Consider the following 17,154-nt stretch of genomic DNA (forward strand, 5'->3'; position numbering starts at 1 on the left):
TACCTCCATCAGCTATATGTTGTTTTTAAAAATTAACATTAAGCAAAATAAGTTTTTTCACATAACTTATTAAAAGTATCATTCTCTAAATTGATCAATTTTGGGCACTATAAAATTGTGAAAGCCTCAATAAAAACATCACCCCTCACCCCTGTTGATCTAATAATTTAATATAATAAGATGGCAAAGTCCCCGTTATTTTCCTAAATGCATTGGAAAACGATTCCGAATTATTGTATCCGATATCATCTGCAATTGCCGCAATCGTATGTTTTCTTATTTTTACATTAGTATTTAATTCATCAATAATATAATTAATCCTAAGCTCGTTCAGATATTGCGGAAAATTCTTCATCTTAAGTTCATTCACTGACTTTGACAGATAATTCCGGTTTGAATTAAACTCCTTAGCAAGACTATCAACAGTAATATTTTTTTGTAAAAAGTCTTTGTTTTGCTCGAACCTCTCTAATTTTGCCTTTATATCTTTTAATTTTTTCTCTGACAGTACATTTTTTGACTTCTGTTTTTTAATATTATCAGTTGCTTCGACTTCATTCTGTATTATCAACGTATTGTCCAGTTTAGATTTTTCTAATAGATACTCAGCCTGTCGTTTGTAAACTTCTATTTTTCTCTTATTTCGAATAAACAAAAAGAATAAAGTCCCAATAAGTAAAGCACTGCTTCCTAAGAAAATATAAAGAACAGAGTTTTTATTATTTAAATCCTTTATTAATCTTTCTTTTTCTTCCAAAAGAGCAGGAGTATCGTATTTCTTATAGATTTCTTTCGACAAAAGCTGCTTGCTATTGTTGATAATACTATCAGCAGCGAAAAGTTTATTTATGAATTTCAATTGATTTTCTTTATCTCCCTTTTTCTTATAGTAATCAATCAAAATTTCATATCCATTTCTTGTTAAAAGGTCAAATTTTTTAGATACAGTTAATACCGAATCTGCTTTGATAAAATATTTCACAGCATCATTTTCTTTCTGGGTATCATAATTAATTTTACCTAAAAAATAGTAGGTGATCCCTAAATTCCAATTGTCATTATTTTTAATAAATTTTTTCTCTGCTTCTAAATGCTTTTCAGAGGATTCTTTATAATTTTTCAGGTAATAGTTAGCTATTCCCGATGCAGAGATAAAATAAGGATAATGAGTATAATCTTTATATTGTTTACACTCCCTGATCCCTAAATCAATGTACTTTAAAGCATTTATATATTGCCCGGTCTTATTATAACAATTGGCAACTGAAAAAACAGAACCGATATAGCTTTTAACATCTCTGTTATCTGTATCCAGTTTTTTTTTCTCATATTGATAGTATTCCAGAAAGAGAGATAGAGCTTCATCATTTTCTCCTGTTGCCAGTTTTAAAATCCCAACAAGTTTTTTTATATAATAAAACTGATCAGGATTTTTATTTTTAGATAAATCCCTCGCCTGGATATACTCCTTTAGCGCCTCATTGTATCGAAATTCATAATTTAATAAAATTCCTTTAATAATATGTGCCTTGGCAGGATATTCTCTTGTATTCAAATTATGAGTTAATGTAAGTAGAGTATCTGCATAGGGATGTCCATTTTCGGATTTCAATCCTTTACTGTAAGCCAACTTATAATACCCATCATACATAAGAACATTATCTTTTTCTTCTTTCGCTTTTTTCAGAATAACATTTGCATACAACTCAGCTTTATTATTATCAATTCGGAATACTTTATCATAAGCCTTCTGCAGTTCTTCAATGTTTCTACTTTTTAATGAATCTGGTATACGAAATCTTTTTATACTTTGTGCGAAGTATAGGATTTGGAAAAGAATCAAGAGACAGGTAAAGACTTTCTTTTGCATATTGTGTTTTGATATAAAAATACATATTAAAATTTCTCTTAGCATTATTTCTTTTATTACTAATGGTATGTTTTTAGACTTCAACAACAAACAACTGATAACCAATAAAGTAAATCCAATTTACTCTATCTAAATTTATAAATACATTGTTATATCTTCCCAAAATTTATAAATTCAGACCTACTTTACTTGTATCATTAAAAAGCCAAATGCATCTTTGTTTCAGGTAAAAACACAACGATTTATTTTTTGTATGTGTACAGTACAAAATCTAAATAAAGCTGATCAGCAAATCCCATGTCAGGGATTATATGACAAAAAAAATTATTAAATTTAAAATTAAAACAAAATGAGAAAATTAACCGGAATGAAGAATTTTTCTTCACTAGAGAACAAAAGACTTAAAAATCTACAAACTATTTCTGGAGGATCTGCCAGTAGCAGAAATTCACCATCTCAGTATACTACATCTGACGGACAAGTAAATGATACAGATTTCTATAAGGATGATACGGCTGGTGTTTGGACATACAGCTCAAGAACTTCAGTAATGGTTGGCCCTGCAAAACCAACAGAAGGTTTTTAATTAAAAGGTTAAGGAAGAATAAACTCTTCCTTAATTTTATCTTGACATTCAAAAAAATAATTATGAATAACCAAAATTTGCAATTCTTTAAATGGATGCTCATCTTAAATTTACTCCTTTTGATTGGCTGCAAAAGAAAGAATGTTAACTATATTCCCTATTATCAGAAAGTAAATGAAATTGATAGTATATACAGACTAGCAGAAAAACCTAAGCTGGCAGCAGAAAAGTATAAAAAACTATTCAGTTTATATGAGCCCAAGAATCAAGAAAAAATATGGGAATACGAAACTTATCTTATTTTAGCTGATCGATATAATATCGATTTTGGAGGTAAAAAAAGTCTCAATAAATTAATTTCTTTAATTGCTCCTTATGGAGATTACTATAAAACATATTTCCCTTTTTTTCAAAAGTACGGAATTGATAGTCTTGATGTAAAAGAACAGATTTCAGATTGGAAAAAAAGCCTGAATCAAACACTTATTGATTCATTTACAGTAGCTATGAAAAGGGATCAAGAAGGAAGAAGACCACTTGATACAGCCTTGGCACAGAAGAATGTAATGAAAAATGCAAGACTTCTTCTCTGGACGTTCAAGAAATATGGTTACCCTACTCCTCAAAAAATAGGAACCATGGGACCTAATGATACCTTTTTTGCGATGACAACCTTTCTTACCCATATGAATGAGACAAAGGAATATTATCCTCAGATAAAAGCAAATCTGTATGAATATGTGAAGTCTGGTGATTGCCCTCCTCGTGATTATGTATTAATGGTTGATAATCTAGCCTTTTTAGAAGATAAAGAAGGTGTTTATCGGTTTAATCCAAATGTATCAACAGATTCAGCAAAAATCAACCGTAATCGCAAGAGTATAGGACTTCCAAGTATAAATTATACAGCTTTAATAAAAAGCAATTCCTTAAGAAATAGGCCACCAATATTCAATGATAAGCAATAGTACTTTGTTAGATTTAATAATACTATAATCTGTAAATTCAAGAATGATACTTATTATTACTAAAAATAAAGAATCCACAACTGATGAAGTCATTAAATGGCTTTTAGTTATGGGTAAAAAGTTCATAAGGGTAAATGAAGATGAAGTTTTTGAAATTAAGACCAAAGAAAAACGAATTTATGTTCAAAGTAATGTGAACAGTTTTTTTATTGATGACATAATTAGTGTTTGGTACAGAAGAGGCGGGTTAAAGTTCCAAAGGCTGCAATATGAAAATCCTTCTGTTGATATTCACATGAACGAGCACCAGCATTGGCTGGAAGATTATATCATTAAAACACTCGAGTCTAAAAAGCATATCAATAAGCAAAGCAATTGCCACATTAATAAATTACTTGTTCTTAAAAAAGCTGAAAATGCAGGACTGGATATTCCCCATTATTATCTTGCTGAAAATACAGAAAATGTAAAACTGGGACAAACCATTGTGAAACCTGTTGCAGGAAATCCGACATTAGAAAACATGAGTGAAAAAGCATATGGAGTAATGTACACTACTGTGATAGATCAACATGTAAAAGGTAATTTTTTTATTTCATTTTTCCAGGAAAAAATAGAAAAAGATTTCGAAATCAGAACTTTCTATCTGAATGGCAAATGTTGGTCCATGGCTATTTTTTCGCAAAAAGATCAACAAACAAAAGTAGATTACAGGAAATATAACGATAAAAAGCCCAACAGAAATGTACCATACAAACTTCCTGATAGTATTGAACAGAAAATCTATCAGCTGATGCAATCTTTAGATTTAAATTGTGGATCTATTGATTTTATAAAAAGAAATAACACGTTTTATTTTCTTGAAGTAAATCCAATTGGGCAATTCCTCAATGTATCCAGAACCTGCAATTACCTTTTAGATAGAAAAATAGCTGAATATTTATAAATTTTATTTTATTCTAATGAAAAGTAAATTCACTGAAAAAAACAAGCTACCCGTGACATTCAAATATATAGAAATGATAAAAAAAAGAGAATTAATTAAATCTTCTGAGATTACATATTATATAGAATGTAAAAAATATAGAACAAATTTTTACATGAAGGAAAAACCTCAAAAATCAATAGTCCGTCTTTTATGAAATACTTTAATCTATTCTCAAACATTTTCATTACAAAAGGAATCAGCAGGATACTTCTTTCCGATTTACAGAGAAATATTTCAGAACTGTTTTCTCTTGAAGTGTATGAGCTACTGAATGAATTAAAAACTCACCCTATTGAAAATATTCTTCAGAATTACGATCAAGAATCTCAAAAAATACTCTGGGAGTATATAGACTTTTTCTTGGAGAATGAATATGGTTTTATTACAGAAGACGATTGGGATCATAGTTTTCCTTCATTATCATTTGAATATAATGATTATAATAAAATTTCAGATTTGTTTATAGAACTTGGAAATATAAATACCCTTTATACAATAAAACCTTCGGTAGAAAACTTAGAAGTAAGACATTTAGTTATTTATTCTCAAATCAATTTTTTACTTGAGGAATTTTTAGAGATTGACGGTTTATTTGACCAAACTCCATTGGAAAATATAGAAATTTACAGTCCTTTTCATGCAGGAATCAATCTGAAAAATATGGAAGAATTGAATAACAAATCTTCCAGAATATATAGTCTCTACTTTTATAATTGTAAAAAAATACCATTTAAAACAAAGGGGAACCTCAGCTTTATAATCAATTTCACAAAAGAAAATCTGAAAATAACTTCTTGTGGAAAAGTAGATATAAAACATTTCAACACTAATATGCCCAAAGTAACAGAAGCATTCAATCATAATTCCTGTCTACACAAAAAAATAGGAATTGATATCGATGGTAATATAAAAAACTGTCCGTTGATGACTGAAAACTATGGAAACATTCATAGTTCAAATCTCGAAGAAGCATTTATCCGAAATGACTTCAAAAAATACTGGAACCTGACCAAAAACAATATAGAAACTTGCAAAGACTGTGAATTCAGATACGTGTGTACAGACTGCAGAGCTTATACGGAAAGAACACAGTATAACCAGGAAGGGCTTGATGTTTCGAAACCTCTAAAGTGCGGCTATGATCCTTATACAGGAATATGGGAAGACTGGACTAAAAATCCTTTAAAGCAAAAAATAATTAAAGATTATGGTATAAATCATTTTAAATAATAAAAGGTTCGACTCCATAAAATTCCTTTTAAAAAAAAACCTATAATGTCTAATGCCAAAAAAAACAAATTTTATAAATTTCCGTGTACAGTATTTTTAAAGGCCAGCGTTTTATAATACCGGAACAGATAATCATAGATGATCATTTCGAAAACCCGCTGATCAGATATAAACATCCGGTTGATATGCATATGAAATATACTTTGGAAGAATTTTGATAAGGGTGCATTATAATTTTCAATAATGTTCTGCAGTTGTTTTTCTGCATCAGCAATATTTGATACGATATACTGTCTAAAGGACAGGTATTCATCAGAGCTTACAAACTCTGTATATTTTGGAATGAATGCCCTGTATTTTTTATCCAGCTGACTGTTGAGTTTTTTATCGGCATTGAATTCATATTTAAAGGCAAGGTTATATTCTCTGATCCAGGTTAGCTTTTCCTGAACGGATAATCCAAGATAATCCAGCATCCTGTCAATATAGAACATTGACACCACAATTTTCTCCTCATCATCAAAATGAAGATATTCATCTAGGATGCTTTCGCTGCTTTTCCAGAATAAAAATTCGGCATCTTCCATTGTTTTCTTCCCATACCTTTCGACCTCTCTCTGATAAGTATCCAATGTAAAACCTGAAATTTCCCCGGAATCTATGTATTCCTGTAAATACTCTCTGCCCAATGCCAGAACTTCACCGAACATTTCTGATTGGGAAAGATCGAACCGTATTCTTAAATGGGATTTCGGATCATGATAACGGATAAAAAACCATTTCTTTATCAGCCCTTTATTCCGGAGATCATTTAACAAAGGGATTACAGCTTCCTCCAAAACGATATCTGCCGTTTTTATCCCTGTATAGAGTTTGATATACAACCACTCACTTCCCGGAGTAAATTTTCTCAGCATTTCCATCATCTATTGATCTTTATATAATGAAAATACAAATTGATGCATAAAATCTTCATCCTGATTGTAAAGAAATTCTTCAATAACGATCGATTCTTTTACCTGTACTGTATCGACAAGTAATTTGGCCAGATCATAATTGCCCAGATTCAATACCAGAGTATTATCTCCATATGCCCACTGTACCCACTGAGGTATTTTTTTTATTTCGCACCAGTCTTTCATTGCTGATAAAAAGCGGTTGTTATTATCCATATGCTGCAGCAATACTTCTGTATCTTCTTTTCTGATCTCCCATTGTGCCTTAGACAGAATGATGTTTTTATATTCCACTCTGGGTAAGAAGGAATACATTTTTTTAAGATCCCCCCAATGAAAACCCACTCCCGGACGTTTTCCCTGTGATGACAAATCTGAAAGGAAATGATACACCGGTAATGAATCCAGTGAATAATTATGGGCATTCGTAAGATAAGGTTTCACTTCCCTATCCAGTTTTTTGGAACGCAGCACTATTTTATTACCTCTTAAAGAAATATACAGGTCATCTACTGTGATCTGATTTTCTACAGGTAATGATGAAAAAGCCAGATAAGGAATTTCATAATCCCTGAGCAGAGGACGGCGGATCACATTTCCGATTCTCGCCTCAGGAAGGTGAACAATTTCTGCTAAAAGTACATTCGGATCAAGTTCTTTTTCTTTATCTGTGACCGACTTCGTAAAGTTTTTTACTTCTGATTTTTCTGAACAAAATCTGGCAGACAGATTCGCAGCACTGCTTCCTCCTCCATAGAGATAAAGTTTTTCCTGATTTCCGGAAGCAACCAATTCTGCCATTACAGAGAAGGTTTCCGGAAGATTCTCCCAGTCTTCGTTAAAATCTTTAAAGTCTCCATCAGAAAGCTGAATGATATTTTCACCTTTCAACAGGCTCTCCTGTACTTTTTTATTTAAAATTAACTGTACAGGATTTAAGTGAATATCAATATTCTGCTGTGTGGCCGGTTGTGAAATATCAAGGTCTTCCAAATAAGGATGCAGACCTTTACCCGGATTATTCTGCCGGTAGCCTATCCCTATTTCCGTATCCATCGCATAGGATAGTGATACTTCCTCTGATTCAAACTTCTCGCTAAAGGCTTTTTTAAATCTTTCAAAAACGCTTTGTGTATTGAATGGGGTTATCTTATTCAGAAAGGCAATACCTTTTTTTAATTCTTTCTTCCAATACTTCGGTAATGTGTGCTCGTTCTGAAAATACATATCCGTCTGGAAAAGATGTTTTTGAAGATAATCGGTGTTAAAAGTTTTAATCAGCACTTCAATCTCTTTATAGAGTTCCACTGAATTTCCAATATTCTGATCAAGCTCCTCAAGTTTTTGTCGAATAGAAATCATGGTACCTGCTTCTCCTTCTGCCCCGATTCTTTTTAATACCCTGATCATGCTGTTAAAAAAGTCCTCACCGGAAACGTTGGGTTCCAGTTCGCTGACCAAAATCTGGCTCTCAATAAGCTCATCAATAAATTCTGCTGCCTCTTCATACGTAATTTCATCAGTGACCAGGATTTGAATGATCTGATCTATAGTCTTGCCTGTTATGGCAGTTTCCAGCACATCATCCAGTTCTTTTGAACGGAGAGCGGATGAAATAATATACTGCCTTTTTCCTTCAGAATATTCATACTCTACATAGCGTATACGGCGTCCTACTCTATAAATACTGTTATTGGGAAAGAAAAGAATCCTGTTTTTTATATACGGAATGTGGACCAGATCCTGGGATAAGCCCACTAAAAACTGCATATCTAATTTGGTATCTCTTATGCAGCTACGATCAGAATTATTTTTTTCCTGATCTGTAAAATGGCCTAATCCTACTCCCGCAAACAAACCAAACGGTGTACATCGGGTGCTGATCCGGTTATGGTATTTTAAAAGAGTCTGTATTAATTTTTCCTGTTTCCCGGAACTTAATTTTTTTCCTGATTTCCATGCTTCAATCTCATCATGTAAGTAAGGAGAGGCCAGATAAACGGCTTCCATATAAACAGGATCGGAAAAGATTGTTTTCAGCTCGTTTTCTGAAATACGATCATGATCAGCCTTTTCCAGGAAATCCTGAAGCGTAAACAATGGTGAACGAAAGATATACTGATCAAAAAACTGATAGGGAAATCGGGACATTTTATTTTGGGGTATTGTCTTTGGGTTGATAATCCGGATGGCCTGTCTGCCAAAGAGCAAATGCAAAGATATCACTTAAGTTGGCATAACGCTGAATAACCGGAATATCTCCTCCATGCCCTCCTTCATAATCTATCTTTAAAAGAATAGGTTTATCAGATGTAGTATTTTTTAACAGTTGAGCTACAAATTTAGTAGACTGCCAAGGGGTTACTCTGGGATCATTAATCCCTGTTGTAATGAACGCAGCTGGATATTGAATTCCTTTTTTCAGATTCTGGTAAGCATCCATTTTCAGGAGTCCTTTAAATTCATTAGCATTTTTTACAGACCCGAATTCCTGGATAGAAGTCTGCCCTACCCCTCCCAGTTCGTTTCTTAAAGCATTCAAAATACCTGATTCTATGATCACGGCATTAAAAAGATCAGGTCTTTCAATCACCGCCATTCCGTCGGTAATTCCACCTGCACTTGCAGCCCATATTGCCATTTTTTTAGGTACTGAAAACTTTTTCTCTACCAGGTATTCCGCACAGGCAATAAGATCCTTCCATGAATTAGGTTTATTTTCTTTTTGTCCGCTGGTATGCCATTCGGTTCCTTTTTCTCCGCCACCCCGTATGTGCGCCACTGCAATTACTCCGCCTTGTTTTGCCCATAGTAAATAACTGATCGCAAAAAAAGGATAAAAGGAATCTCCATAGGCGCCGTAACTTCGCATGAGTACAGGAGCTGAACCATCCCTTTTTATATTTTTGTCATAGATCAGAGACATGGGAACTTCTGCTCCATCATAAGATTTAACGACAATTTCTTCTGCTACGATATCTTTAAATTCAGGATATTCTACAGCAGGAGCCATATTTTCAAGGGTGAATGTATTTTTCTGTAAATCATAACGGAAGCGCTGTTCCTGATTAAGCCATCCTGATCCCATCACCCACAGATCTGAGAAGTTTTTTCCTTTTGACTGTAAATTGATATTTCCATAAGTGTATGGAAGTTTAATGGGGATTTCTTTACCATCCCGGTACAGATAAAGTTTCGCTTCAACACCGTTTTTAACAGTAACATAGTAAATACCGTCTTTTGTTACCACATGGCTTTTGAAAACTTCATCTTTCTTTTCCGGCACCAGGACTTCAGGGTTTTTAAAATCCGGATTGCGTATATTGGTTTTACATAATTTGTAATTGGGGGAATTGTATCCGGAAAAAAAGATGATCTCATCATCTGTCAGCCGAAAATAATATACCTTGCTTTCTTTATCATACAACGGCTTCCAGTTTTTCTTACCGCTCAGCAGGTCTTCTTTTTTAATAATGAATGTATTCCTGTAATCTTCAGCATCTACCAATATTCCTATATAATACCGATCATCCGGATTGAATGCAAGAATAGCTGGATATTTCTCTTCAGAAATATTCAGATCAGGATTATTGGATCTTGAGAAAACGGGATGCAGCTCTTTAGGATCCTTCCCTATTCTGTAAAGAACAGACTGCATGTTTTTATTCAGCTGCTTTGAGAGCGGGTCTATTACCGGGTAATAAATATAAAAGAAGCCGGAATTATCCTCAAGCCAGGTAATTCCGGCGATATTAGCCGGAGCCGTATTGGTAATTACGTGGGGATATACTTTTCGGGTATTTACATCCATCACAATTACCTCAGACATTTCTTTTCCGTTTTCAGACATGGAAATGGCAATTTTATTACCATCCCAGCTAGGGCTTATGAAATTAATAATAAAGTTATGACCGCTATCTTTATCATTGTTTTTCAATGATGAAGTAAAATTAACCGGATCATACAGTTCTTCTTCTTTACCATTAATTCCTTCTTTGTAGTACAGTTTTCCTACTTTTTCATTTCCGTACTTTTTTAAATAGAAATATTTGTCATTCCCTGTTATTCTCAGATATGAGACTGAGTATCCCTGTCTTTTATCCAGCTTCAGCCTTTGTATTGTATGATAATCCCTGTTAGGAATTTTGCTCAGAACAGCTTCTGAATATTCAGATTGGGATTTCATCCAGCCCTTCACCTGAGGGTCATCAAAATTTTCAAGATTCCTGAATTCATCGACTACTTTTGTGTCAAAATAGGTATCTGTAACAGGAACAGATGGTGGTAAATTATCAGACTGAGCGTTTAATAAACAAGAAAAAAATAAGATAGGAATAATAATTATTCTATTTTGCATACTCATCAAAATTACATTGTCTAATAAATTCTATTATTAAACAATAATAAGAAATTAGATATTAATCCGGAAGATTATTCGGTAGAATTAGTTCCTCCCTGAGGTTTGCTGGCATTTGGGGTAAACGTACAACCATTTTCAAAAACTAACTGAGTTCCTCCAAGTATTTTTCCCGGATTATTTATCTTAGCCATCTGTAGTTTTTTTAATGATAATTTCTTCTCATTCTGAGTTCTCTTTTTCATTGTAAATCTTTTTTAAAGTTCTCTAACAAAGAACGCTTTTTTTTCGCCACAAAAAAACACACCATTTATAAATTCATGAATGTAATAATTTAAAAAACTGATAAACAGACATTTGTATAATACACAAAGCCGATATCGATCACTGGAATATGAAATATATGCTGTGCATCACAGCCGCAGAAGAAAAAGAAACAGGTATTTCCTATATTGTAGCGCCGCCGCCCCCCTGAGGTTTACTTCCATTGGATGTAAATGTACATTCAGCTTCCAAACCGATAAGAGTTCCTCCGAATATCTTTCCAGGGTTATTTATCTTAGCCATTTGCAGTTTCTTTAATGATAATTTTTTTGTGTTTGCATTGTTCTTTTTCATTGAAATTGATTTTAAAGTTGCAGGACAAAGAAAACCTTTTTTTCCATACCCTTCATTTAATTATTTATAAATTCATGAAAACAGCAAAATAAACAGCTGATAAACAAATGTTTAATAAAAATAAAATCATAAATAAAACCACAAAGTAATAATTAGAACCTAAAATCAATATTTTTGTATATTAGTTACGACCAAGACTCAGAAGATGAAATTCAAGTGCAGTATATTCCTCGTTTTAATTTTTAAATTATTTTTCGCTCAGAATAATTCTGTTGATACTTTAAAAGAATATACTTATACGGATCTGAAAGATAAGTTTTACAGTTACAACAGTATAGATAAAAATAAAGAGGCCAGGCTTATTTCTCAATACTACCTTCGAAAGGCAAAAAAAGAAAACAATAAAGATCAGATTTCAGAAGGCTACGTATTAATGCACTTTAATGAAAATCAAGCCAATGCCTTAAAATACCTCGACAGTCTTGCGGTCAGCACAAAAAACTCTACCAAAAATACTTACCCTGCCAGGGTTTATCTCCTGAAAGGAAATATATATTTTAAATTCGACAATCAGGTAAAGGCTTTAGAAAACTATCTGATCGGATTAAAATATGCCAAAGAAAAAAAGAATGTAAGGCAGATTGCAATTGCCGATATCTGCATTGCCCATATGAATAATTATGTGGGAAAGCATCAGGATGCTATAAAAACATTCAGGTACTACCTTTATAATACAGACTATTTACATGAATCTGAGCTTCAGGACATTCATTTAAATCTCGCCAGCTCCTACCAGGATATCAATAAATTGGATTCTGCCAATATTTTAATTAAAGAAGGTCTTCAGTTTACTAAAAATGATGAATATCTGCACAATAAATATTTATCTCTATTTGGCTTATCATGTTTAAAACAAAAGAATTATAAAACGGCCATTGACAGTCTTACCAAAAGTAAAAAGTTCTTTTTGACAAAAAATAATGACATGGCCCTTAACTATGCCCTTATGTATCTCGGGCGATCCTATGCAGGCGCAGGACAGAAGGAAAAGGCCGTAGAAAACTTCATCAAAATTGACTCTGTTGTAAAGAAAACAGATAATTCTTTTCCGGAAATACGGGATGTATACACCTATTTAATAGACTATTACAAAGAAAAAAACGATAAAGAAAAACAGCTGTATTATATTGAACGTTTTCTGGATATAGATAAAAGACTTGATTCCCAGCACTGGTACCTGTCAAAAGAATTACCCAAAAAGTATGATACCCCGAATCTATTAAAGGAAAAAGAAGACATCATCAGTGACCTGGAAAGTAAAAGAACCATATTATATCTTTCTGTAGGCATCCTGATCATCATACTGATTCTTCTTTCTTATTTATACTTTAAATCTAAAAAAAGAGAAAAAGAACAGATTAAAATAGCTCAGGAACTTATTCAGAAGGTTCATGAAAACAATAGTATTCAATACGATACACTTCCTCAGCCAGAACCTATTACATTTGAGCAGGAACCAGAGACAGAGCAGACACCTGACCAGAAAGAAGAAACAAAAGACAAGAACACAAGTATTATCTCTGAAGAGCTAACCCAATCTATTCTCAGAGAGCTTGAAATCTTTGAGAGTAAAGAACAATTCCTTAACAAAGGAATAACATTGGGAAGTCTTGCAAAAAAAATAAAGACCAATTCAAAATACCTGTCTGAAATCATTAATACCCATAAAAGAAAAAACTTTGCGGCCTATCTCAATGATCTCCGTATTGATTATGCAATCAACAGACTTACTCAGGACAAAAGATTCCGTTCCTATAAAATTCCTTTTATAGCTGAAGAATTAGGGTATAATAATGAGCAGGCTTTTACGCTGGCATTCAAAAAAAGAACAGGGATCCCACTTTCTCTTTATCTGAAAGAAATTGATAAAGCGAAAGATAAAAACGTTTAGCACTCATATTCAATGATTTAAAATTTCTAAATTCATGAAAAAAGTTTTTAATTTCATGAATTTAGAAATCTTCCTTTTGTACAATACATTTCATTCCTACATCTTTGCTCCAGGTAAAACGCAAAGATTTATTTTCTGTATGTGTACAGTACAGGATTTAAATATAAAAGCTGATCAGCACTTCACCTTCCTCCGCCAGGGATTATATGGCAGACAAAGTATTAATTAAAAAAATTCTAACAATGAAAAAATTAATGGGAATGAAGAAAAGTTTTTCTTCACTAGAAAACAAAAAAATCAAAAGAAGTGAGTTGAAATTTGTAAACGGAAGTCTTATTGCCCTTGCAGACTATACGATCGAGTCTAATACAGCGCCAGCAGGATGTTATGAATCTGACCACTATGCTTATAACGGTGGTCCGTACAGAGGAAGAGTAACAGTTTGCTAAGTTATATAATAAAGGAGGGCTTGTTCCCTCCTTGTTATTAATGATTATCTTGCTATAAAATCCAAATCACCTATGAAAACACTGCGATCCATAAAATATAGCATTTCAATTGTCTCTTTACTGCTCCTTTCATCCTGCAAAAAAAACTATATCACCTATTATAATAAAGTAAATGAAATAGACAGCATTTACAGATTGGCCAATGATCCTAAACTGGCTATAAAAGAGTACCGGACATTATTCAAGGAATATGATCCCAAAAATCAGGAACGTATTGAAGAGTATTCTACTTACATCACTCTTGCAGACCAGTATCATGAAGATTTCGGAGGAAAAGAAAGTTTGTATACATTAATTAAACTGGTTGCCCCGTATGGTAATAAATATAAAAAGTATCTGCCTCTTTTCAATAAATACGGAATCTCCAATACAGAAGCAGATCAAAAGGTTGGAGAATGGAAAAAAAGTCTGAACAAACAGCTTATTGATTCTTTTACCATAGCCGCCACTAGAGATCAGATAGGGCGGCCTGAAGATACTGCAACGGTAAGAAAAAATGTAGAAAAGAATGCCAGACTCTTTATGTGGACATTCAAGGAATATGGATTTCCTTCACAACAAAAGATAGGAATGATGGGAAATAACGGAAGAGGTTTCTTTATGCCTACCCTGCTTACCCACATGAATGAATCTAAAAAGCATTATGCCTTCATCAAAGAAAAACTGTTGGAATACGTTAAGTCCGGAGATCTTACTCCACATGATTACGCATTAATGGATGATGCCTACATGGGGAATAAGAAAAACATTACGCTCTATGGCTTTAATATGATTATCGTAAAAGATACTGCAGAAGCCAACCGTAACCGAAAAGCAATCGGTATCCCAAGTATGAAGCACAGTTCCAAAATAAGAAAAGATTTTTTTAAAAAACTGAAAGAAGATGATACTCATTATATCGAATAACGGAGATACCACCACAACGAAAGTCATCCGCGAGCTTTCTTCTATGGGAAAACAATTGATCCGGGTACATGAAGATGAAGTTTTTGAAATAAAAACAGAAAAAAAAAGAATTTATCTGATCAGTGACAGAAACAGGTTTTTCCTGGATGAAATTACCAGTACATGGTACAGAAGAGGAGGAATACGATTTAAAAGATTATCTTATAATAATGAATCGCTGCATATTCATATGGATGAAACCCAGCATTGGCTGGAAGACTATGTAATTAAAACTCTGGAATCAAAAAAAAGCATCAATAAACAGAGTAACAGCCATGTTAATAAACTATTGGTACTGAAAAAGGCCCAGGAAGCGGGATTAGATGTCCCTCATTTTTTTCTGGCAGAAAATACTGATGAAGTAAAGATTGGCCAAACCATTACCAAAGCCATTACAGAAAATGTAATATTGGATGCTATTGATCAATATTCTGATGCTATCCTGTACACTTCTGTGGTAGAAGAAAGAGAATACAAAGATTTTTTCATCACCTTTTTTCAGGAAAAAGTAGAAAAAGACTTTGAAATACGAAGTTTTTATCTGGAGGGTACACTATGGTCCACTGCTATTTTTTCCCAGAATGATGAGCAGACCAAAACAGATTTCAGGAAATACAATCAAAAAAAACCCAACAGGAGAATCCCTTATCGATTACCTGAAAGTATTGAAGAAAAAACACGTCAGCTGATGCGTTCTTTAGATCTGAACTGTGGCTCAATAGACTTTATCAAAAGTGGTGATTATTTCTATTTTTTAGAAGTAAACCCCGTAGGACAGTTTTTGGGATTATCTACAATCTGTAATTATTCATTAGAAAAAGAAATTGCTCAGTACTTATGAAGAACCTATTCCACAAAGAGAAAAATAAGCTACCGCTTACCATCAAATATGCAGAACATCTGAGAACCCAAAAGAACTCTGACAACAATACGGCTACCATCAGATATGTACCATGCAAAAAGTACCAAACCGACTATCTTCTCAAAGAAAGACCGATCAAATCATTTATAAGACTGTTATGAAATATTTCAACATATTCAGTAATATTTTAATAGCGAAAGGAGCTACAAGGATCCTTATTTCCGATCTGCAGCGAAATTCTTCTGACCTGTATCCATTAGAGTTCTTTGATGTCATTGAAGAATTAAAAAACAATTCTATTGAAGATATTCTGAAAGACTATGATAAAGAGTCCCAGCAAATTATTCATGAGTACATAAATCTGCTACTTGAAAAAGAATACGGTTTCATCACTGACGGAAATTGGGATAAGAATTTCCTCCCTCTTTCACTGAAATATCATGAGCCAAGCCAGGTTTCAAATATTTTCATTGAACTCGACAGTCTGTCAGTTCTTGATACAATAAAACATTCTATTGACAACCTCGGAATACAACATTTAGTTATCTACTCCGCAAAGGAACTTCTTCTGAAAGAAATTCAGGAAATTGATTACAAGTTTCAGGATTCCACACTTACCGGTATTGAGATATACTGCCCTTTTCATAGTACTATAACCTCAGAAGGTATAAATGAGCTTAATAATAATCTATCCAGAATATACCGTGTTGTATTTTATAATTGTACAAAGACTCCGGTTTCTCTCACAGATCCGTTAAATTTTGATGTTATTTTCAGCCCCGAAAGCATTCAGATATCAGCCTGTGGAAAAGTAGATCTGAAATATTTCAACACCAATCTTTCAAAAATAACTGAAGCTCTTCATCATAACTCCTGCTTACACAAGAAAATCGGAATTGATATAGAGGGAAATATCAGGAACTGTCCTTTGATGCAGGAAAACTTTGGTAATATACATCAAATCAGTCTTGAAGAAGCTTTGGACAAACAAGGGTTAAAAAAATACTGGAATCTCACCAAAGATCATATAGAAAGCTGTAAAGACTGTGAATTCCGATATGTATGTACAGACTGCAGAGCTTACACAGAAAGGACCAGCTATAACCAGGAAGAGCTTGATGTTTCAAAACCTTTAAAGTGCGGTTATGATCCTTATACGGGAATTTGGGAAGACTGGGCGAAAAATCCTTTAAAACAAAAGGCAATACAGCATTATAGACTGGAAAATATTTCTCATCAGATATCTTCTTAAACGGAAAAATATCCGTGTGCAAAAATTAGAGTGGAACTGCCTGTAAAAGATGTTACTTTTAG

Annotated in this window: 16 protein-coding genes; 10 read left to right on the forward strand and 6 right to left on the reverse strand. The window is 33.2% G+C overall.

What is annotated here, in order from left to right; all coding sequences use genetic code 11:
• Positions 1 to 145: 145 nt before the first annotated feature.
• Positions 146 to 1,870 (reverse strand): helix-turn-helix transcriptional regulator, encoded by a 1,725-nt coding sequence (locus BBI00_RS22230; RefSeq protein ID WP_065401034.1) that lies wholly within the window; start codon positions 1,868 to 1,870, stop codon positions 146 to 148.
• 349 nt (positions 1,871 to 2,219) lie between these two features.
• Between BBI00_RS22230 and BBI00_RS22235 the strand changes: the two genes are divergently transcribed.
• The 4 genes from BBI00_RS22235 to gwsS (BBI00_RS22255) all read left to right on the forward strand — a co-directional run bounded on the left by BBI00_RS22235 (position 2,220) and on the right by gwsS (BBI00_RS22255) (position 5,642).
• Positions 2,220 to 2,456 (forward strand): grasp-with-spasm system A modified peptide, encoded by a 237-nt coding sequence (locus BBI00_RS22235; RefSeq protein WP_065401035.1) that lies wholly within the window; start codon positions 2,220 to 2,222, stop codon positions 2,454 to 2,456.
• 62 nt (positions 2,457 to 2,518) lie between these two features.
• Positions 2,519 to 3,424 carry a hypothetical protein gene (locus BBI00_RS22240; protein ID WP_083988624.1) on the forward strand — a complete coding sequence of 302 codons (906 nt, stop codon included), beginning with the start codon at positions 2,519 to 2,521 and terminating at the stop codon, positions 3,422 to 3,424.
• Between the two features lie 43 nt (positions 3,425 to 3,467).
• Positions 3,468 to 4,370: a grasp-with-spasm system ATP-grasp peptide maturase gene (gwsG, locus tag BBI00_RS22245; protein ID WP_065401037.1), complete on the forward strand. Its 903-nt coding sequence runs from the start codon at positions 3,468 to 3,470 to the stop codon at positions 4,368 to 4,370.
• 192 nt (positions 4,371 to 4,562) lie between these two features.
• Positions 4,563 to 5,642: a grasp-with-spasm system SPASM domain peptide maturase gene (gene gwsS, locus BBI00_RS22255; protein ID WP_065401039.1), complete on the forward strand. Its 1,080-nt coding sequence runs from the start codon at positions 4,563 to 4,565 to the stop codon at positions 5,640 to 5,642.
• 71 nt (positions 5,643 to 5,713) lie between these two features.
• Here gwsS (BBI00_RS22255) and BBI00_RS22260 read toward each other — a convergent pair whose 3' ends face one another.
• The 5 genes from BBI00_RS22260 to BBI00_RS23475 all read right to left on the reverse strand — a co-directional run bounded on the left by BBI00_RS22260 (position 5,714) and on the right by BBI00_RS23475 (position 11,573).
• Positions 5,714 to 6,559: a thiopeptide-type bacteriocin biosynthesis protein gene (locus BBI00_RS22260; RefSeq protein WP_228394821.1), complete on the reverse strand. Its 846-nt coding sequence runs from the start codon at positions 6,557 to 6,559 to the stop codon at positions 5,714 to 5,716.
• 9 nt (positions 6,560 to 6,568) lie between these two features.
• On the reverse strand, positions 6,569 to 8,749 hold the full coding sequence (locus BBI00_RS22265; RefSeq protein WP_065401040.1) for a lantibiotic dehydratase family protein: 2,181 nt from the start codon (positions 8,747 to 8,749) through the stop codon (positions 6,569 to 6,571).
• Between the two features lies 1 nt (position 8,750).
• Positions 8,751 to 10,955, reverse strand: a complete 2,205-nt coding sequence (locus tag BBI00_RS22270; RefSeq protein WP_065401041.1) for a prolyl oligopeptidase family serine peptidase — start codon at positions 10,953 to 10,955, stop codon at positions 8,751 to 8,753.
• A gap of 74 nt (positions 10,956 to 11,029) precedes the next feature.
• On the reverse strand, positions 11,030 to 11,200 hold the full coding sequence (locus BBI00_RS23470) for a hypothetical protein (RefSeq protein ID WP_165602575.1): 171 nt from the start codon (positions 11,198 to 11,200) through the stop codon (positions 11,030 to 11,032).
• Between the two features lie 202 nt (positions 11,201 to 11,402).
• On the reverse strand, positions 11,403 to 11,573 hold the full coding sequence (locus BBI00_RS23475; protein WP_165602576.1) for a hypothetical protein: 171 nt from the start codon (positions 11,571 to 11,573) through the stop codon (positions 11,403 to 11,405).
• Between the two features lie 205 nt (positions 11,574 to 11,778).
• Here BBI00_RS23475 and BBI00_RS22275 point away from each other — a divergent pair, with 205 nt between their 5' ends.
• The 6 genes from BBI00_RS22275 to gwsS (BBI00_RS22300) all read left to right on the forward strand — a co-directional run bounded on the left by BBI00_RS22275 (position 11,779) and on the right by gwsS (BBI00_RS22300) (position 17,092).
• A complete protein-coding gene (locus tag BBI00_RS22275) occupies positions 11,779 to 13,524 on the forward strand; it encodes an AraC family transcriptional regulator (RefSeq protein WP_065401042.1) in 1,746 nt (581 codons plus the stop codon).
• Between the two features lie 242 nt (positions 13,525 to 13,766).
• Positions 13,767 to 13,973, forward strand: coding sequence for a TIGR04139 family peptide modification target (locus tag BBI00_RS22280; RefSeq protein ID WP_165602577.1), 207 nt, complete (start codon positions 13,767 to 13,769; stop codon positions 13,971 to 13,973).
• Positions 13,974 to 14,045: 72 nt separating this feature from the next.
• Positions 14,046 to 14,939, forward strand: coding sequence for a hypothetical protein (locus tag BBI00_RS22285; RefSeq protein ID WP_065401044.1), 894 nt, complete (start codon positions 14,046 to 14,048; stop codon positions 14,937 to 14,939).
• A complete protein-coding gene (gene gwsG / locus BBI00_RS22290; protein ID WP_065401045.1) occupies positions 14,917 to 15,819 on the forward strand; it encodes a grasp-with-spasm system ATP-grasp peptide maturase in 903 nt (300 codons plus the stop codon). The genes BBI00_RS22285 and gwsG (BBI00_RS22290) overlap by 23 nt, the downstream gene beginning before the upstream one ends.
• A complete protein-coding gene (locus BBI00_RS22295; RefSeq protein ID WP_065401046.1) occupies positions 15,816 to 16,001 on the forward strand; it encodes a hypothetical protein in 186 nt (61 codons plus the stop codon). Before gwsG (BBI00_RS22290) ends, BBI00_RS22295 begins: the two co-directional genes overlap by 4 nt.
• Entirely contained in the window at positions 15,998 to 17,092 is a 1,095-nt protein-coding gene (gene gwsS, locus BBI00_RS22300) for a grasp-with-spasm system SPASM domain peptide maturase (RefSeq protein WP_065401047.1), read from the forward strand. The genes BBI00_RS22295 and gwsS (BBI00_RS22300) overlap by 4 nt, the downstream gene beginning before the upstream one ends.
• Positions 17,093 to 17,154 lie beyond the last annotated feature (62 nt).

The sequence above is a fragment of the Chryseobacterium arthrosphaerae genome (genome assembly GCF_001684965.1).
In the GTDB taxonomy this organism is placed as follows: domain Bacteria; phylum Bacteroidota; class Bacteroidia; order Flavobacteriales; family Weeksellaceae; genus Chryseobacterium; species Chryseobacterium arthrosphaerae.

What these genes read in the sequence shown, in the direction of transcription:
- BBI00_RS22230 (WP_065401034.1), bottom strand. Translation starts at nt 1,870, where the DNA reads ATGCAAAAGAAAGTCTTTACCTGTCTCTTGATTCTTTTCCAAATCCTA.
- BBI00_RS22235 (WP_065401035.1), top strand. Translation starts at nt 2,220, where the DNA reads ATGAGAAAATTAACCGGAATGAAGAATTTTTCTTCACTAGAGAACAAA.
- BBI00_RS22240 (WP_083988624.1), top strand. Translation starts at nt 2,519, where the DNA reads ATGAATAACCAAAATTTGCAATTCTTTAAATGGATGCTCATCTTAAAT.
- gwsG (WP_065401037.1), top strand. Translation starts at nt 3,468, where the DNA reads ATGATACTTATTATTACTAAAAATAAAGAATCCACAACTGATGAAGTC.
- gwsS (WP_065401039.1), top strand. Translation starts at nt 4,563, where the DNA reads ATGAAATACTTTAATCTATTCTCAAACATTTTCATTACAAAAGGAATC.
- BBI00_RS22260 (WP_228394821.1), bottom strand. Translation starts at nt 6,559, where the DNA reads ATGCTGAGAAAATTTACTCCGGGAAGTGAGTGGTTGTATATCAAACTC.
- BBI00_RS22265 (WP_065401040.1), bottom strand. Translation starts at nt 8,749, where the DNA reads ATGTCCCGATTTCCCTATCAGTTTTTTGATCAGTATATCTTTCGTTCA.
- BBI00_RS22270 (WP_065401041.1), bottom strand. Translation starts at nt 10,955, where the DNA reads ATGCAAAATAGAATAATTATTATTCCTATCTTATTTTTTTCTTGTTTA.
- BBI00_RS23470 (WP_165602575.1), bottom strand. Translation starts at nt 11,200, where the DNA reads ATGAAAAAGAGAACTCAGAATGAGAAGAAATTATCATTAAAAAAACTA.
- BBI00_RS23475 (WP_165602576.1), bottom strand. Translation starts at nt 11,573, where the DNA reads ATGAAAAAGAACAATGCAAACACAAAAAAATTATCATTAAAGAAACTG.
- BBI00_RS22275 (WP_065401042.1), top strand. Translation starts at nt 11,779, where the DNA reads ATGAAATTCAAGTGCAGTATATTCCTCGTTTTAATTTTTAAATTATTT.
- BBI00_RS22280 (WP_165602577.1), top strand. Translation starts at nt 13,767, where the DNA reads ATGAAAAAATTAATGGGAATGAAGAAAAGTTTTTCTTCACTAGAAAAC.
- BBI00_RS22285 (WP_065401044.1), top strand. Translation starts at nt 14,046, where the DNA reads ATGAAAACACTGCGATCCATAAAATATAGCATTTCAATTGTCTCTTTA.
- gwsG (WP_065401045.1), top strand. Translation starts at nt 14,917, where the DNA reads ATGATACTCATTATATCGAATAACGGAGATACCACCACAACGAAAGTC.
- BBI00_RS22295 (WP_065401046.1), top strand. Translation starts at nt 15,816, where the DNA reads ATGAAGAACCTATTCCACAAAGAGAAAAATAAGCTACCGCTTACCATC.
- gwsS (WP_065401047.1), top strand. Translation starts at nt 15,998, where the DNA reads ATGAAATATTTCAACATATTCAGTAATATTTTAATAGCGAAAGGAGCT.